This is a genomic window from Methylobacterium sp. A49B, from assembly GCF_053346215.1.
Window position 1 is genome coordinate 37,492 of sequence record NZ_JBKFBO010000150.1, and the last position, 17,591, is coordinate 55,082.

The window sequence follows — 17,591 nt, forward strand, 5'->3', positions numbered from 1 at the left end:
GGTCAGCCCGCGAGATCCGGGTCGATGTCGCGCGGGCGCACGAACCGGTCCAGGCGCCCCCGGCCCGGGGCGATCTCCGCCCAGCGGGCGGTGTCGAAGTCGATCACCGCGTAGGCCGCGGTCGGAAACTCCAGGGCGAGGCGCGTGCGGACCTCGCGCGGCCCCTCCCCGGCCAGGCCCGCCGCAAGGTCGCCCAGGCCCGGATTGTGGCCGACCACGATCACCGTCCCGGCCGCGTCGGAGGCGTTGCGGATCACCGCCAGGATGCGTTCCGCCGGCGCCTCGTAGATCTCGGGCTGCCAGTGCGTCTCCGGATCGCCGAGCCCGGCCGCCATTGCCTCCCAGGTCTCCCGCGTGCGCTGGGCCGTCGAGACCAGGGCGAGGTCGGGGCGCAGGCCTGCCTTCGCCAGATGGGCGCCCACGGCCGGCGCGGCCCGGCGGCCGCGGGGATTGAGCGGACGGTCTCGGTCGGCGACGCCGGCCGGACGGTCCGACTTGGCGTGCCGCAACAGGATCAGCCTGCGCATGACATGGACCTCTGACATGAGCCTCCGGAGCGCCATTCCCGGCGTCGTCGTGGCGTTGCGTTGCGGTGTCCACCGGAGCGGCGCCGTGCAAGCCGCGCGCCCGGTTAGCCGAAAGCGCGGCGTGCGGGAACCTCGGCTTTCCTCGGCCGGTTCGGAACCCGGGCCGCCGAGCCGGCGCGGATGGCCGGCGCGGTTGGGCCCGCGCGGAAGGCGTGCCGGCCCTTGGCGAAGGAGGCTGCCCGATGGACCGATCGCCCCGCGTCACCGAGATCCTGTCCTGGTACGGGGCGGACAGCCCCGGGACGCTCACCAACCTCGCCCGCATGCTGGAGCACGGGCGGCTCGGCGGCACCGGCAAGATGCTGATCCTGCCGGTGGACCAGGGCTTCGAGCACGGCCCGGCGCGCAGCTTCGGCCCCAACCCGCCGGCCTACGACCCCCACTACCATTTCGAGCTGGCTCTGGCGGCGGGCTGCAACGCCTACGCGGCGCCGCTGGGCTTCCTGGAGGCCGGCGCGCGGGACTACGCCGGGCGCATCCCGCTGATCCTCAAGCTCAACGACCACGATCTCCTGGCCGACGAGGAGGATCCCGAGCAGGCGATCACCGGATCGGTGGCGGACGCCCTGCGGCTCGGCGCCTGCGCCATCGGCTTCACGATCTATCCGGGCTCGACCCATCGCAACGCCATGTACGGCCAGATCCGGGAGATCGCCGAGGAGGCCAAGAGCGTCGGGCTCGCCGTGGTGATCTGGTCCTACGCGCGGGGCTCGGCCCTGTCGAAGGCGGGCGAGACCGCCATCGACGTGATCGGCTACGCGGCGCAGATCGCCGCCCAGCTCGGCGCGCACATCATCAAGGTCAAGCTGCCCACCGACCATATCGAGCAGCCGGCCGCCAGGAAGGTCTACGAGTCGACCGGAATCGCGATCGGCACCGCGGCCGAGCGCGTCCGCCACGTGGTGCAATGCGCCTTCAACGGCCGGCGCATCGTGATCTTCTCCGGCGGCGCCCATGCCGAGGAGGCCACGTTCCTCGACGAGATCCGGGCGATCCAGGCGGGCGGCGGCTTCGGCTCGATCGTCGGCCGCAACGCCTTCCAGCGCTCCCGCGCGGACGCGCTGACGCTGCTGGGACAGATCACCGACATCTACGCGGGCAAGACCGGCTGACGTGGGCGGCGAGCCTCAGCCGCCCCGTTGCTCCCGGCGCATCATGAAGGCGAGCTTCTCGAACAGGCTGACGTCCTGCTCGTTCTTGAGGAGCGCCCCGTGCAGCGGCGGGATCAGCTTGCGGCCGTCCTGCTCGCGCAGGGTCTCGGGGGCGATGTCCTCGGAGACGAGGAGCTTCAGCCAGTCGAGCAGCTCCGAGGTCGAGGGCTTCTTCTTGAGGCCCGGGACCTCGCGCATCGCCAGGAAGGTCCGCAGGGCCTCCTCGACCAGGCGGTGCTTGATGCCCGGATAGTGCACGTCGACGATGCGCTGCAGCGTCTCGGCATCGGGGAACTTGATGTAGTGGAAGAAGCAGCGGCGCAGGAACGCGTCCGGCAACTCCTTCTCGTTGTTCGACGTGATGATCACGATCGGCCGGCGCACGGCCTTCACGGTCTCGCCGGTCTCGTAGACGTGGAACTCCATCCGGTCGAGTTCGGTGAGCAGGTCGTTGGGGAACTCGATGTCGGCCTTGTCGATCTCGTCGATGAGCAGGACCGGGCGCTCGGGCGCCGTGAACGCCTCCCAGAGCTTGCCGCGCCGGATGTAGTTGCCGATCTCCGAGACCCGCGGGTCGCCGAGCTGCGAATCCCGCAGGCGCGAGACCGCGTCGTACTCGTAGAGCCCCTGCTGCGCCTTGGTGGTCGACTTGATGTTCCAGACGATCAGCGGCGCGTTCAGCCCCTTGGCGATCTCCTCGGCCAGCACGGTCTTGCCGGTGCCGGGCTCGCCCTTCACCAGGAGCGGCCGCTCCAGGACCACCGCGGCGTTGACCGCCGCGGTGAGGTCGGGGGTCGCGACGTAGGTCTCGGTTCCGGAAAAGCGCATCGCGGTCTCGGTGAGGTGATCCTGGGGGAACGGGTAACGCGGGGCGCGGGCGTGCCGCAAGCGCCGTCCCCGTCCGGCCGTCCCGGCCGGCGCGCTCGCCGAAGGGCCCACACCGTCATCACGCGCGAAGCGAAGTGACCCAGGGTAGCGGGACGTTCCGAGGCGTGGCGCCGCCCTGGATTGCTTCCCTCCGCTCGCAAGGACGGGGCGCCGGATCCTTCAGCGGGCGTGAGTCTTACCCCTTCTCGTGCCAGACGCAGTTCCGGGCCAGGATCTCCAGGTTCACGTCGGACTTCTGCGGCTGCGGCAGGGTCTTGCCGTCCATCGCGAGGTCGATCTTGATCTCGACCTGCCCCTTGGCCTCGTTGGAGCGGCGGGAGAAGTAGCAGTACTGCTGGTAGGGCTGCTCGGCGCTGTCCTTGAAGTTCCAGCCGGTCACGATCTGCCCGTCGAGATAGGGCACCTGCTTGAAAACCGTGAAGGTGGTGTTCACCGCCGCCTTCGAGGCCGGGGCGGCGTCGCTGCCGAGCTGGGCCTTGGTGGGCGTCGGCGTGGCGGCGGCTTTGGGCAGGCCCTCGAGCTTCAGCACGTTGTCGGTCAGCGTGACCTCGCCCTTGGTCTTGAGCGTCACGTCCGACAGCGCGGCCTGCATGGCGGCGGCGATCTTCTCGGCGGCGGTGTCGAACTGGTTTAGCGTCGCCCAGCCGTAGGCCGCCGCCCCGACGCCGATGCCGGCGAGGCACGCGAAGGCGCCGAAGCCCAACGCCCGGAACAGGAAGGCCCGGGCGGCGACGTAGCTCGAATCCGCCCGCAGACGGGAATTCACCTGCTGGGCGAGGGCGATGTTCTCGGGCGTCCCGTTCGCGACGTAGTTCATGCGCCCGCTCCCGCGGCAGGCAGGGTCTGGCTCGGACCGGTCTGGCCGGGCAGCGCCTGCTGGCCCGTGGCGGGCCGGTTCATCGGGATCACCGCGCCCGAGGCGTTGGCGGCGCGCGGCAGGATCGGCTCAGGATGCGCGCGCAGGGCGTCGGCGATCGCGTCCAGCATGTAGGGGGCGGCCTCCGGGTTCACGGCGGCGCCGAGGTCGTCCTCGTCCATGAAGGTCCGGCGGGTCGAGACCGCGCAGAGCGCCAGGATGGTCGACGCGAAGGCGGCGCAGAGGGCCGGCAGGAACACGAAGATCCGCAGGAAGGCGTGGACCTGGCTCTCGGTCACGTCGATCGGGTCGACGCCGTAGACCATGGCGGTGAAGGAGTGCAGCTGGGAGCGGTTGACCGCGTTGCGGTAGGCCTGCTCGGCATCGGCCACGCGCCGGTCGGCGGCGCCGGGATCGAGGGCGGCGCGCGCCTTGCGGGCCTCCTCCAGGTCCTTGATCATCGCGGCGCGGTCGGCCGAGGCCTTGGCGACGCCCCCCGACAGGGCGGCGACCCGCGGGTCGGCCACGCATTTCAGATTCTGATACTTCCGGCCCTTGCTGTTGGTGCCGAACACCCGCTCGCAGCGCTGTGCGGGCAGGCCGGCGAGCTGCTGGGCGTTGTCGGCGGAACGCTTCTCGATCTGATCGAGCTCGGCCGTGTACTGGGCGACGCGCTCGTCCGCCGCCTTGATCCGGTCGCCGATCGTGGCCCGGTCGGCCTGGGCGTCCTTCAGGGCGGTCTTGGTCCGGGCCGCCTCCATCAGGCGGGGATGGAACATCATCTCGCCGAGCTGCGACACCGACTTGGTGGTCACCCCCGCGGCGAAGATGATGCCGATCACCGCGAGCCCGCGCACGAAGTAGGAGCGCTGCGTGCGCGCCAGGATGCCCAGCGGCACGCGGCACAGCTCCACCGCGGCGTAGACCAGCGGCGCCAGCAGCATGAAGTAGAAGGCGTGCCAGTCGCCGTCGCTGTAGACGCCCGCGAACAGCCACGCGCCCCAGAGCGAGGCGCCGATCACCATGAACTCGACGAGGTACGCGATCGCCACGTAGCCCCACTTGACGCGATAGCCCCGGTCGACGTGGCGCTGGTGGCGCCACCGGTCCGATTCGAGCTTCCACTCGCGCTGCTCGCGCTTCAGGTCGCGGTTCGGAGGGGCTGCCGGGCCGGAGAAAATCGATTTGATGGAGATCATCGGCCTCGTCGCATCCATCGGGTCCAGTCCAGGGCTCGGCCCGCCCGAGCATAACCCTCGGTTAACTCCTGCGTGTATGCGCGCATTGTGCCGATTTTGGGCCGCATTGCACGCCTTGACCGCCCGGGCGGCTGGGGGCGGCGGACCGGTGGCGGAAATGTCTCACCCGGCTCGTGTATCCGGCTTGTGTCAGAACGCACCTGCGCTGGGGCGATCCGGGCGCGAAACCGGTTGCCCGCGGGCCGGTGCCGACCCATGATCGCGAAGCCGTGACCGGCCTTCCCGCCCCCGCAAGACGAGGTTCGATCCGCCGCCGATGCCAGAGGTCCACGCCGGCTCCTACAAGGAAGCGATCCTGTTTCTCGTCACAGCGGGCATCGTGGTGCCGCTGTTCCACCGCCTCCGGATCTCGCCGGTGCTCGGATTCATCGGCGCCGGTGCCCTGCTGGGGCCGTTCGGGCTGGGACGGCTGGCCGACACCTATCCCTCGGTCCACCTCTTCACCATCGGCAACCGCACCGAGATCTCGCACCTCGCCGAGTTCGGCGTGATCTTCCTGATGTTCATGATCGGGATCGAGCTGTCCTGGGAGCGCCTGCGGGTCCTGCGCCGACTCGTCTTCGGCCTCGGCTCCCTGCAGGTGGGCTGCTCCGCGCTGATCCTCGGGGCGATCCTCTACGGGCTCAACGTGCCGCTCACCGGCGCGGCGATCGTCGGCATTGGTCTCGCCCTCTCGTCGACGGCCGTGGTGCTGCCGGTGCTGGCCGAGCAGCGGCGGCTCAACGCGCCCACCGGGCGGACGAGCTTCGCGGTCCTGCTGTTCCAGGATCTCGCGGTGGCGCCGGCGCTGTTCGCCATCGCGGTGCTCGGCCGCGACGACGGCGGCGACAAGGGCTGGGCGCTGGCCTTGGCGCTGGGCCAGGCCGCCGTCGCCCTGGTGCTGATCGTGGTGGCGGGGCGCCTCGCCCTGCGGCCGCTGTTCCAGCTCGTGGCGCGCACGCGCTCCACCGAGCTGTTCATGGCGGCCTGCCTGCTGGTCATCGTCGGCACGGCGCTGACGGCGGCGGCGAGCGGCCTGTCGATGACGCTCGGCGCCTTCGTGGCCGGCCTGCTGCTCGCCGAGACCGAGTATCGCCGGGCGATCGAGGCGACGATCGACCCGTTCAAGGGCCTGCTCCTCGGCGTGTTCTTCGTCTCGGTGGGCATGAACCTCGATCCGGCCCAGCTCATGGCGACGCCGGGCGCGATCCTCGGCCTGTCCCTGGCGCTGGTGCTGATCAAAGCCGCGGTGGTGATGATGGCGGCACCCGTGATGAAGATCCCGCAGCCCGTGGCCCTGGAGACGGCCCTGCTGCTCGGGCCGGGCGGCGAATTCGCCTACGTGCTGATCGGCGGCGCCATGGCCACCGGTCTGGTGCCGGAGGAGGTCGGCGCCGCCGCCCTCGTGGTGACCACCGTCACGATGATCATGATCCCGGCGCTGGCGGCGATCGGCCGGCGGCTCAAGCAGCGGGCTTCGGCCAGCACCCAGGCCGCCGTAAAGGCCGAGCCGGTGCCGGAGCGGGTCGAGAACCGGGTGATCGTCGCGGGCTTCGGACGCGTCGGGCGGCAGGTCGGCGAGATGCTGGAGCGGCACAAGATCCCCTACATCGCCCTCGATTCCGACGCCGCTCGGGTGGCCGAGCAGCGCCGGGCCGGCGCGCCGGTCTATTTCGGCGACAGCGGCAACACCGAGATCCTGCGCCGCTGCGACATCGCCTCGGCCCGGGCTCTGGTGGTGACCCTCGACAACCCCCGCGCCGTCGAGGCGGCGGTGGCCGCCGCCCGTGCCGAGCGGCCGGACCTGACCATCGTGGCTCGGGCGCGCGACGCCCGCCATGCCTCGGCGCTGTACGAGCTCGGCGTCGACGACGCGGTGCCGGAAACGATCGAGGCCTCGCTTCAGCTGTCGGAGGCCGTGCTGGTCGATGTCGGGGTGCCGATGGGACTCGTCATCGCCTCGATCCACGAGCGGCGGGACGAGTACCGGGCTCTGCTCAAGAAGCGCGAGAGCGAGGCGAAGCCGATCTTCCGCGCCCGCCGCACGGTGGGGAAGGCGCTCGGCAAGCCGGCGGCCAAGCGTGAGCCCGAGCGCCAGGGGGCTGCGGCCGGTCAGGAGGCCTGATCACGGCTTGCTCACGGGGCCTGGCCGGGGCCCCGTCAGGCCGGGACGGGATGCGCCTCGGCGATCTTCGGGCGCCGCGCCGTCCGGCTGCGCGGTGCCGGCTCGAACCCGTCGGCGAAGCTGCAGCGATAGACCAGCTCATCGGCCGGCCCCAGCCCGGTGACCAGCGGGACCGTCACGGTATCCCCGGAGAAGCGCCAGCCGCGGATGCCCTTGTCCCAGTAGAGCCAGACCGTCCCGGGATAGCCACGCAGCGTGAAGACGGCCGCCTTGCGCGAGAGGGCCTGCACGGCGCGGGGCGCGTACATGCCCTTGTTGCGGTAGGCCTCCTGCGTCGCCTCGGGCTGGCGATCCATGAAGGTGTTGCGCACCAGCTGAATCGTCGCCCCCGGCTTCCCGAGAAACCGCTTGAATTCCGTCAGATTCCGCAGGATGACCGCCATCGCAGGTCTCCACGCTTGCCTGGTCCGGCACGCGTCGCCGCGCCCGCACTCACTCGATGTGTCGAGTTGAGCGATTCCCATGACCGAGTGAGTGACTGAGCGAGGCTTGGCCGGACACATATCAACAGATTCGATGACTTATGCCCAGGTTATGAGTCCCATCGACCTGCGGAGACTCTGTTGGGACGTGGAATCAGCCCGGTTCACAGTCCTGAATCTTGTCGACCATCGGCGAAGATTCAGGATCGGGGCCGGAACGTCCGGCCCCGCCTGACCCCGGCCCGTGCGATTCGCGCAGACTTGACCCGGGCGCGCGGCTGGCGCGTTCTCCCGGCATGCTGCTGCACTTCTTCACGGCCCTCCGGGACGCCAAGGTCCCCGTCTCGCTCAAGGAGTACCTGACCCTCCTCGGCGCGCTCGACCGGGGCCTTGCCGAGCGCGACGTCGAGGCGTTCTACTTCCTGTCGCGCACGGCGCTGGTGAAGGACGAGGCGCATCTCGACCGGTTCGACCGGGTATTTGGCACCGTGTTCAAGGGACTGGAGACCCTCGGCGAGGCGGTGGAGCCCGCCGCCGTCCCGGAGGAGTGGCTCCGCAAGCTCACCGAGAAGTACCTGACCGAGGCCGAGAAGGCGGAGCTGAAGGCGCTCGGCTGGGACAAGCTGTTCGAGACGCTCAAGCAGCGGCTCGCCGAGCAGAAGGGGCGCCACCAGGGCGGCTCGAAATGGATCGGCACCGGCGGGACCTCGCCCTTCGGCGCCTACGGCTACAATCCCGAGGGGATCCGCATCGGCCAGGACGGCAACCGCAACTTCCGGGCCGTGAAGGTCTGGGACAAGCGAGAGTTCAAGGACCTCGACGACGACCGGGAGATCGGCGCGCGCAACATGCGGCTGGCGCTCCGGCGCCTGCGCCGCTTCGCCCGGACCGGGGCGGCCGAGGAGCTCGACCTCGACGGCACGATCCGCGCGAGCGCCCGCCAGGGCTACATCGACGTGAAGCTGCGCCCGGAGCGGCGCAACGCCGTGAAGGTGCTGCTGTTCCTCGACGTCGGTGGCTCGATGGACTGGCACATCGAGCAGGCGGAGGCGCTGTTCTCGGCGGCGCGCTCGGAGTTCAAGCACCTCGCGCACTACTACTTCCACAACTGCCCCTACGAGGCGGTCTGGACCGAGAACCGGCGTCGGCACGAGGCGAAGACGCCGCTGCTGGAGGTGATCCGTACCTACGGCAGCGACTACCGGCTGGTCTTCGTGGGCGACGCCTCGATGAGCCCCTACGAGATCGCCACGCCCGGCGGCTCGGTGGAGCACTGGAACGAGGAGGCCGGCGCCGTCTGGATGCAGCGGCTCTCGAACCACTTCCCGAAGGTCGCGTGGCTGAACCCGGTGCCCGAGACGCACTGGGGCTACACGCAGTCGATCGGCATGATGCAGCGGCTGGTCGCCGGGCGGATGTTCCCGCTCACCCTGGAGGGGCTGGACGCGGCGGCGCGGGCGCTCGTGCGGTGAGGTGCGATTGAGCCGGTAGGAGGCGGCCTCAGAGGCTGTCCCGGCTCTGCCCTGGGCCGAAGACGCGCAGCACGGTTACGAGGCCGGCGTGGTTCTCAACCACATAGATGATGCGATAGCCTGCGACGCTGCGCGAGCGCGTGCCCGGGTGCTCCCCTTCAGGCCACTGAAGCGGGTCGTTTCGCAGGTCTCGTAGGGCTCTGCTGATCCGAGCAAGACGCTCGGCGGCCATTTCGCCGGCGCCGGGCTGGCGAAGCCATTCGCGCGCGGACACGAGATCGGCCGCGGCGGCACGCGAGATCCGGACGTCCCAGGGCACGGGTTCCAATCCGGAGAGCGGTGATCAGAGCTTGGACGCGGGGGTCGGGGCCTCGGGTAGCGCCACGGCCGTCCCCTTTTCCCACGCTTCAAGCCAGCCATCCACATCGCTGTCCGCGATGAAGCGGCCGGCCGCGAGATCGGCTTCCGCGACTGCCAGCAGCGAGGCTTCCGCTTCGAGCCGCGCCTCCCGTTGCCGGAGAGTTTCTCCGGACGAGGACAGTCCTCGCTCCCGCCGAGACCTGACTGTCGTCATGTCCGTGTTCCCGCGACTCGATCGACGCTTGGTCAAGTCTGCATGAAGGCGGACGACATTGCACGCGGTTCCCGAGGGCGATGGCTGTGGTTTAACGACGGGCGTGTGCCGGCGGTGTCGCCCCGATTGGCTCGCGAAGCAGGGTCGCTGTCGTCTCCGCGAACTCGGCATAGCAACTCAGCGGCGCCAATCTTACCGACGGCGCGCTCCCCCTGGGTCACTTCGCTGCGCTCGCGATGACGCGTGAGAGGGAAGAACCTGATGACGGCCGGAGCCGGATCAGCCCTGCTGGGAGGGCGTCGTCACCACGAGGCCGTCGAGCGCCGGCGTGATCTTGATCTGGCAGGACAGGCGGGAATTCTCGCGCACGTCGCTGGCGAAATCGAGCATGTCCTGCTCCATGTCGGCGGCCTTGCCCACCACCTCGATCCACGCATCGGCAACGTAGACGTGGCAGGTGGCGCAGGCGCAGGCGCCGCCGCATTCCGCGTCGATCCCCGGAACGTTATTGCGCAACGCCGTCTCCATCACGGTCGCGCCGACGCTGCCTTCGACGGTCCTCTCCGTCCCGGCGTGGTCGACGTAGGTGATCTTGGGCATGCTGGGGCTCCGGGCTCGCGTCGAGCGCAATCTGTCCGACGGGCGGCGTGCCTGCTTGGCGGCAGAGACCGCGGAATGCAAGCGCAGCGGTTGGCACGCGTCCCGGATCCATCGCCGCATCGCGGCCGCATCGCGCGCGGGGCCGGCCCGGGCCGGCCGTCAGGGTGTCCGGCCCTCGATTTCAGCGAGCGCCGCCGCGACCGCCTCGGCAAGGTCGTCGAGCGGCACCGGCCCGTCGCCCGCACGCAGGCGCGGCTCCGCGGCGTCCGCCAGCGCGCGCACCCGCTCGGCCCCGACGCCCGCGGCCGAGCCCTTCAACGTGTGGGCGAGGTCGGCCCGGCGATCCGGGGGAAGCGTAGCGTCGACGAGCCGGGGCAGGATCGACCGGCACTGCCCGGCGAACAGGTCCAGCACCTCGCGGGCGAGGTCGGCGTCGCCGGCCGTCTGGAGGTCGAGCGCCGCGCGGTCGATGGCCTGCATGCTGGGGTCCCGGGATCCGTGTTCGTCGTGGATGGCGGAGCTGATCCACACAATTCACCCCCCGATTCGCGGGGCGGGGATCGCGCCGGACCCCTCCTCTGCGGCAGGATGGTCGCGGCGGTGAACGGCGGCCGCGGTAACCATTCGGTTAACGTTTTCTGGGGCCGGCCGGAGGCTCGGGTATCGGCAATCGCTGCCCGCGTCTAATCTTGTAATGGTAAACGGGGTGTTGCGTCTCCGGCATCAGCCTCCCCAGGTGCCGGTGAACCCGTGTAACGAGGCGTTGAATGGCGACCGAGAAGAAGCTGAAGGACCCGGCCGAGGCCGCGCTCTCTGCGATCGAGCAGGCGCTGAACCTCGACGCCCTGACGCCGACCGGCACCGACACCCGGGCCGAGCCGCGCCTGCCCGACGTCGGCGACACGGATCCGCTGCTCGACGGCACCCTCGACCCGGCGGGCCGCACCATGCCGCCGCGCCTCGACCTCGACGCGCCGCTCGTCTCCGACCTGCCCCCGCCCGGCCTGGACCGGCCCCGCCGCGAGGGCGGGCTGCTGCCGCCCGACCGCTCCCTGGTGGCCAACGACGACCGCCGCAACATCGGCATCCTGCAGCAGACCCTGCGGGTGCGGTCCTCGCCCAAGCCCTACCTGTTCGCGCTGGCCGCCGGCCTCGTCTGGATCGGCGCCCTCGTGCTGATCGCCTGGACGAAGTCCGGAGGCGACCTGCGCGAGGTCGTCTCGGGGCTCACCGCCCTGCAGGCGAGCGTCGGCGCCGCGGCCTTGTTCGGCCCGGTGGTACTGTTCGTGATCGCCGCCATGCTGGCGGTGCGAGCCCAGGAGATGCGCCTCGTCGCCCGCGCGGTCGGCGAGGTCGCGGTGCGGCTGGCCGAGCCCGAGAGCTTCTCCACGGACGCGGTCCTGACCATGTCGCAGACCGTACGCCGCGAGGTGGCGGCGGTGGGCGATGGCGTCGAGCGGGCGCTCGCCCGGGCCGGCGAGCTGGAGACCCTGGTGCGCGGCGAGATCGCCACCCTGGAGCGGGCCTACTCCGACAACGAGATCCGCATCCGCTCCCTCGTCGACGAGCTGGTGGCGCAGCGCGAGGCGATCGTCACCAACGCCGACCGGGTCCGCAATGCCATCACCGGCTCGCACCAGAGCCTAAGCGAGGAGCTGGAGGGCGCCTCCGACCGGATCGTATCCGCGGTCACCGGCGCGGGCGAGCGCGTGACCGGTGCGCTGGAGACCCGCGGCGCGGCGATCACCGCGTCCCTGGGCGAGGCCGGCGACCGGGTGGTGGGCCTGATGACGGCCCGCGGCAGCGATCTGATCGACAACCTCACGGCCACCAGCCAGGACGTGCGCGGCACCCTTCAGGAGGTCGGCGAGACCCTGACCCGCGCCTTCGAAAGCCGTGCGGGCGAGGTGACCGGCGCCTTCGAGGCGGCCGGCACCGCCCTCACCGACCGGATCACCGCGAACACCGACGCCCTGACCCGGGGGCTTGCCGACACGGGCACACGCGTGAGCGAGACCCTGGACCGTCAGGCCGGCGCGGTGCGCGAGAGCTTCGAGCGCTCGGTGACGGGCCTCGAGACCGTCTTCCTGTCCCGGGGTTCGGACCTGACCGAGCGCTTCAGCGCCATGGGGGCGGAGATCACCGCCCGCTTCGCCGAGACCGGCGCCGCCCTGACCCACGACATCGCCGGCCGCAGCACGGCCCTGCGCGCCGAGATCGAGACCGCCGGCCTGTCGGTGGCCGAGATGATCGAGGGCCGCGGGCGCGACGCGCAGGCCGCCCTCGCGCTCGCCGCCAGCGGCGCCGGCGAAGCCCTGACCACCCGCGCGGGCTCCGTCCGCGACGACCTCATCGGCACGGCGGAGCGGATCGCCGACGCGCTGTCGGATCGCGGCGGCGCCCTCGCCGAGCGGATGGACGGCATCGCCGCCCGCCTCGACGAGACCGTGACGGTGCGGGCCGCGGACCTCGAGAGCCGCGTCGTCGCGGCGGCCGAGCGCGCCGGCAGCGGCATCACGCACCAGACGGGCACCGCCGCGGCGAGCCTGGAGGCCGCTTTCTCGGCGCTGGGCCAGGGCTTCGAGGCCGGGGCCGCCGCCGCGGTCGGCTCCCTGCGGGGGGCGGTCGAGACCCTGTCGGGCGCCATCGACGGCCGCACCGCCGAGGCGGTCGCGGCGCTCCGGCGCGGGACCGAAGAGGTCGCCACCGCCCTGCACGGCTCGGCCGAGGACGCCACCGGCGCGGTCGAGGCTCGAACCCTCGAGGCCGTGAAGGTGTTCGAGCGCCGGGTCGCGGAGTCCGCCGCCGCCCTTTCGGCGCGCACCGAGGAGGCGGCCGAGGCGCTGCGCGCCGCCGCCGACCAGGCTGGCACCGCCGCCGAGACCCAGACGCGGGACGCCGCTGCCCGGCTCGCTGCGGCCCTGGAGACCCTGCGCAATGCCTCCGGCGAGGTCACCGGCGCCGTCGAGGCCGAGACCGCGATCCTCACCGCCCGGTTCCGCGACGCCGCCGACCGCGCCGGCACCGAACTCGGCGAGCGCGGCCTGGCGGCGGTCTCCGCCGTCCGCGCCGCCCTCGACGAACTCAACCGCGAACTGGCTGCCCGCACGGGCGACGCCACCGGGAGCCTCGCCGAGGCTGCCCGCGCGATCTCGGCCGACCTCGCCGCCCGGATCGGCGAGATGGAGGCCGCCTTCGGCGAGCACGGCCGCGGCGTCGCCCAGCTGCTGGCGAGCCACGCCGACGAGACCCAGGCCCGCATCAGCGGCACCGGCCGCGACATCGTGCTGGCGGTGGCGAGCCAGGGCGCGCGCATCGCCGACACCCTCAGCCAGACCGGCGCGAGCTTCACCGAGACCGCAGACGGCCGGGTCCGGGCGATCGACGAGACCCTGGGCAGCCGCCTCGCCGCCCTGCAGGAGACCATCGCCCGCGGCGACATCCTGGCCGAGCGGATCGGCCGCGACACCGCGGCGCTCGGCGAGAGCGTCGGCGCCCGGCTGGAGGAGATGGACCGGCTCATCACCGGCAAGGGCCAGCAGGTGGCCGAGACGATCTCGGCCCAGGCCCGCGAGGCCGGCAGCCTGATCGAGACCCATCTCGGCGGCCTGGAGGACCGTTCCGCCAAGCGGACCGCCGAGATCGGCGCGGCCGTGGCGGGCCTCGTCGGCGAGATCGACGCTCATCTGGGCTCCCGCGCCGCCGCGGTGGACGAGGCGCTGCGCGCCCGGACCGATGAGATGGCGCGCATCATGGCGGAGGGCCACCGCGGTCTGATCCAGATGCTGGAGGGCCGGACCACCGGCCTCGGGGAGGACATCGCCCGGCACACGGCCGAGATCGCCCACCGGATCGCCGAAAGCGCGGGCCAGTTCGACGCCGGCGTGATCGGCCGCCTTCAGGCGATCGCCGAGGCGCTGGACGAGCGCGCCCGCCTCGTGGACGAGAGCTTCGGCGTGCAGGCCTTCGAGGCGATCCGCCTCATCGAGGCGCGCACCCGCGCGGTGGACGAGGAACTGGCCGGCCGGACCCGCGACCTCGTCGCGATGATCGAAGACCGGACCGGCGGCCTCGACGGCGCCATGGCCGAGCGCGTCCGCGCCCTCACCACGACCATCGAGGAGTCGACACGCGGCCTGGAAGCGTCCCTGTCGAACCGCGCCGAGGCGATCGTCCGGCTGGTGGACGAGCGCGCCGAGAGCGCCGACGCCGCGCTGGCCGCCCGCACCGAGGCCGTGCGCACGGCCTTCTCGGAGCGCGCCGATCTGCTCGGCCGCCTGATCGACGAGCGCATCGCCGCCTTATCGGGCGAGCTCGACGAGAAGGGCCGGACCGTGTTCGGCGCGATCGGAGGCCGGATCACCGAGCTCGGCCGCCTGTTCGACCGCGGCGGCAACTCGCTCGCCGAGCTGATCGACCAGCGCGGCGACAGCGTGCTCGCCAAGCTGCAGCAGACCATCGCGGATGCCGAGCGGATGCTCGAGGCCGGCGAGGGCCGCCTCGGCCACACCCTGTCGAGCCGCACCGCCGACATCAGCGGCCTGCTCGATGACGGCGTGCGCACGGTCCATACCCTGCTGGACGACCGCACCAACCAGATCCGCGTCCTGCTGGACGACCACGCGGGCACGCTGGCCGCCACCCTCGACGGCCGGATGGGCCCGATCAACGAGGCGCTGGACGGCCGCGGGCAGGCGCTGGTCGCCGCCCTGGAGGGGGCGTTCGGCAGCGCGAACGGCGCCCTGGAGGACCGGGCCCGGCAGCTCGGCAGCCTGTTCGACGAGCGCCTGGGCACCCTGGAGAGCCTGGTCGAGGGCCGCGGCAACCGCCTCGCCGACACGCTCACCGCCCGGGGCCAGGCCCTGCGCACCCTGTTCGAGGAGGCGCAAGCCGCCCTCGACGCGATGGTCGAGGGCGGCAGCGGCCGCTTCGCCGCCGCGGTCGACACCCGGATCCAGTCCCTGCGGACCGTGCTGGAGGAGGCGCCCGCCGCCGTCTCCGCCCTGGTGGAGACCCGCGAGCGCCAGCTCGCCGCGACCCTCGACACGCGCACGCAGCGCCTGCAGGCCCTGTTCGAGGAGGCGCAGAACGGCCTGCGCGACCTCGTGGACGGGCGCGGCCAGGAGGTCGCCGACGCCATCGCGGCGCGGACCGAAGGGCTGCGCACGACCCTCGACGCGGCCCCGACCCGGATGGCGGAACTGCTGGAGTCCCGCGTGTCGGACCTTCAGGCTCTGTTCGAGCGGGCGCAGGGCGAGATCGAACGCTTGGTCGAGGATCGCGGCCGCCAGATCGCCGGGACGATCGAGCACCGCACGCAGGCCCTGCAGGCGACCATCGAGCAGGCCAACCCCGCCATCGCGGGCCTGCTGGAGGCGCGCGAGGCCCAGATCGCCGGGACCCTGCAGGAGCGGACGGGCGCGCTCCAGGCCGTGTTCGAGCGGGCACAGGAGGAGATCGATCGCCTGGTCGAGGGCCGCGGCCGCCAGATCGCCGGGACGATCGAGCACCGCACGCAGGCCCTGCAGGCGACCATCGAGCAGGCCAACCCCGCCATCGCGGGCCTGCTGGAGACGCGCCACGCCGAAATCGCCGAGACCCTCAAGGCGCGCACGGGCGAGCTGCAGGCCCTGTTCGAGCGGGTCCAGGATCGTCTCAGCGCGAGCGTCGAGGGGACCGGCCGCGACGTGTCCGAGCGGGTCGATGCGCGGATCGCCGCCCTGCGCGACACCTTCGAGCAGGCGCGCGCCGCGATCGAGGGGCTCCTCGACGACCGCAGCCAGACGCTGATCGCGGCGGCCGAGGGCCGCACGGGCGCCCTGGTCGAGACCTTCGACGCCCGTCTGCGCGACCTCGACGGCGTCGTGGAGGGACGCACCGCGGCCCTGGCGCAGGCCGTGGAGACGCACAGCGAGGCGCTCGCCCGCGGCGTCGAGGCCCGCGCCGACGCCTTCACCCAGCGCATCGACAGCCGCATGCGCCTGTTCGCGACCCTGGTGGCGCAGCGCGCCGACACCTTGGCCACCGCCTTCGACGACCGCCACGACGCCTTCGCCGGCCTCATGGACGAGCGCACGGCGGCGCTCGCCGCCGCCCTCGACGAGCGCGCGCGGGCCCATGCCGAGCAGGTCGACGCCCACAACGCGGCGCTGGCCGAGACGCTCAGCAGCCGCGAGGCGGCGCTCGCCGGCCTGATCGATGCCCGCACCGAGGCCCTCGGGGCCGGGTTCGAGCGGCGCGTCACGGCCCTCGGCGCCCTGGTGGATGCCCGCGGCGAAGCCCTGTCCCGCCGCCTCGCGGAGAGCGCCGAGGCCCTGGTCCGCGCCATCGAGGAGAAGGGCGGCGCCCTGCTCGCCAGCGTCGAGGGCAGCGGCCGCGCGGTCGGCGACAGCGTGGAGGGCCATGTGACCCGCCTGCGCGAGGCCGTCGACGGGCCGATGCTCGACCTGTCCCGGGCCCTGTCGGACCGGGCCGAGGCGATCGAGCGGGCCCTGGCCGAGACCGGCATGCCGCTGGCCGAGACCCTGCGGGAGCGGACCGAGGAGCTGGCGGTGCAGTCGCGGGCCTCGGCCGAGCTGCTGCGCGCCGCCGTCGAGGACGGTGCCGGCCGCACCCTCTCCGAGCTGTTCGAGACCAACGACCGGATGGGCCGGGAACTGGGCGCCCTCCTCCAGAGGATCGAGACCGCCAACACGGCGCTCAGTGATCTCGTGGCCGGGGCGGACACCAATCTCGGCGCGATCGAGCAGGGGCTGTCGGGCCGGATCGAGCAGATCCAGGGCGCCCTGGAGCGCATCGCCGCCGAGACCGGTCAGGCCAGTGCCGGGGTCTCGGCGCAGGTCGAGGCCCTCCGCGGCGCCGCCGACGGGGCGCTCCAGGAGGCCTCCCGCCTCGCCGAGACCCTCGACGGGCGGGGCCGCTCGCTCGGCGAGCAGACGGCCGCGCACGTGGCTGCCCTCGACCGGGCGGCCGCCTCGCTGGCCGCGATCGAGGAGCGTCTGGGATCGACGCTGACGGGCCGCGAAACCGCGCTGACGGAGGCGCTGGCCGCCTTCGAGGCGCGGGCCGCCGCCCTGGAGCAGAACGGCAAGGCCCTGGAGCGGACCATCGAGGAGACGCTGCGCGCCGCCGAGGAGCGCGCCCGCAGCGTGGGCGAGTCCCTGACCCAGTCGGCCCAGGGTGCCGGCGCCTCGGTGACGAGCGCCTTCGCCGACCTCAAGGACAGCGCCAGCGCCGAGGGCGAGAAGGCCGCCCAGGGCGTGCGGCAGGCCCTGGAGGAGGCCGCCCGCGAGATGCGCAGTGGCTTCCAGGAGGCCCAGGCCAGCTTCGGCGACTCCTTCTCCGCGCTGCGCGAGATGGCGGGCTCGATCCGCGGCGAACTCGACGCGACCCGCGCCGAACTCGCCAAGGGCGTCCTCGAACTCCCGCGCGAGACCCAGGATGCCACCGGCGAGATGCGCCGGGTGGTGTCGGACCAGATCAAGGCGCTCAACGAGCTCTCGTCCCTGGTCTCCCGCTCCGGCCGCGCCTTGGACGTCGCCCAGCCCCAGGCCCAGCCCCAGCGGCGGGTGGCCGAGGGCGGCGGCCGTGCCGCCCCGGCTCCGACGGTCGCTCCGGC

13 protein-coding genes are annotated in these 17,591 nt (G+C 72.4%); 4 read left to right on the forward strand and 9 right to left on the reverse strand.

The features are described 5' to 3' along the window. Positions 1 to 2 precede the first annotated feature (2 nt). A complete protein-coding gene (locus ACLBX9_RS31830; RefSeq protein ID WP_447721718.1) occupies positions 3 to 527 on the reverse strand; it encodes a SixA phosphatase family protein in 525 nt (174 codons plus the stop codon). 242 nt (positions 528 to 769) lie between these two features. Here ACLBX9_RS31830 and ACLBX9_RS31835 point away from each other — a divergent pair, with 242 nt between their 5' ends. Further along, complete coding sequence (locus ACLBX9_RS31835) at positions 770 to 1,699, forward strand: class I fructose-bisphosphate aldolase (protein ID WP_010685595.1); 930 nt, start codon at positions 770 to 772, stop codon at positions 1,697 to 1,699. A 15-nt stretch (positions 1,700 to 1,714) separates the two neighbouring features. Here the strand turns inward: ACLBX9_RS31835 and ACLBX9_RS31840 are convergent, their stop codons facing one another. From ACLBX9_RS31840 to ACLBX9_RS31850, 3 genes are all read right to left on the reverse strand, one after another. Then, entirely contained in the window at positions 1,715 to 2,566 is an 852-nt protein-coding gene (locus ACLBX9_RS31840) for an AAA family ATPase (protein ID WP_039894050.1), read from the reverse strand. 235 nt (positions 2,567 to 2,801) lie between these two features. Next, entirely contained in the window at positions 2,802 to 3,443 is a 642-nt protein-coding gene (locus ACLBX9_RS31845) for a hypothetical protein (RefSeq protein WP_447721709.1), read from the reverse strand. Beyond that, positions 3,440 to 4,699 carry an ATPase gene (locus ACLBX9_RS31850; protein ID WP_447721710.1) on the reverse strand — a complete coding sequence of 420 codons (1,260 nt, stop codon included), beginning with the start codon at positions 4,697 to 4,699 and terminating at the stop codon, positions 3,440 to 3,442. The genes ACLBX9_RS31845 and ACLBX9_RS31850 overlap by 4 nt, the downstream gene beginning before the upstream one ends. A gap of 298 nt (positions 4,700 to 4,997) precedes the next feature. Here ACLBX9_RS31850 and ACLBX9_RS31855 point away from each other — a divergent pair, with 298 nt between their 5' ends. Next, entirely contained in the window at positions 4,998 to 6,845 is a 1,848-nt protein-coding gene (locus ACLBX9_RS31855; protein WP_010685599.1) for a cation:proton antiporter domain-containing protein, read from the forward strand. A gap of 35 nt (positions 6,846 to 6,880) precedes the next feature. Here ACLBX9_RS31855 and ACLBX9_RS31860 read toward each other — a convergent pair whose 3' ends face one another. Then, positions 6,881 to 7,288 (reverse strand): hypothetical protein, encoded by a 408-nt coding sequence (locus ACLBX9_RS31860; protein ID WP_447721711.1) that lies wholly within the window; start codon positions 7,286 to 7,288, stop codon positions 6,881 to 6,883. Between the two features lie 335 nt (positions 7,289 to 7,623). Here ACLBX9_RS31860 and ACLBX9_RS31865 point away from each other — a divergent pair, with 335 nt between their 5' ends. Continuing rightward, complete coding sequence (locus ACLBX9_RS31865; RefSeq protein ID WP_010685601.1) at positions 7,624 to 8,799, forward strand: vWA domain-containing protein; 1,176 nt, start codon at positions 7,624 to 7,626, stop codon at positions 8,797 to 8,799. Between the two features lie 28 nt (positions 8,800 to 8,827). Here ACLBX9_RS31865 and ACLBX9_RS31870 read toward each other — a convergent pair whose 3' ends face one another. The 4 genes from ACLBX9_RS31870 to ACLBX9_RS31885 all read right to left on the reverse strand — a co-directional run bounded on the left by ACLBX9_RS31870 (position 8,828) and on the right by ACLBX9_RS31885 (position 10,453). Next, a complete protein-coding gene (locus ACLBX9_RS31870) occupies positions 8,828 to 9,118 on the reverse strand; it encodes a type II toxin-antitoxin system RelE/ParE family toxin (RefSeq protein ID WP_447721712.1) in 291 nt (96 codons plus the stop codon). 24 nt (positions 9,119 to 9,142) lie between these two features. Beyond that, on the reverse strand, positions 9,143 to 9,373 hold the full coding sequence (locus ACLBX9_RS31875; protein WP_447721713.1) for a hypothetical protein: 231 nt from the start codon (positions 9,371 to 9,373) through the stop codon (positions 9,143 to 9,145). 279 nt (positions 9,374 to 9,652) lie between these two features. Then, positions 9,653 to 9,973, reverse strand: coding sequence for a 2Fe-2S iron-sulfur cluster-binding protein (locus ACLBX9_RS31880; protein WP_010685602.1), 321 nt, complete (start codon positions 9,971 to 9,973; stop codon positions 9,653 to 9,655). 159 nt (positions 9,974 to 10,132) lie between these two features. After that, positions 10,133 to 10,453: an Hpt domain-containing protein gene (locus ACLBX9_RS31885; RefSeq protein WP_447721714.1), complete on the reverse strand. Its 321-nt coding sequence runs from the start codon at positions 10,451 to 10,453 to the stop codon at positions 10,133 to 10,135. Between the two features lie 287 nt (positions 10,454 to 10,740). Here ACLBX9_RS31885 and ACLBX9_RS31890 point away from each other — a divergent pair. Next, positions 10,741 to 17,591, forward strand: a 6,851-nt coding sequence (locus tag ACLBX9_RS31890) for an apolipoprotein A-IV repeat region-like domain-containing protein (RefSeq protein WP_447721715.1), incomplete at its 3' end; no start/stop codon positions are given.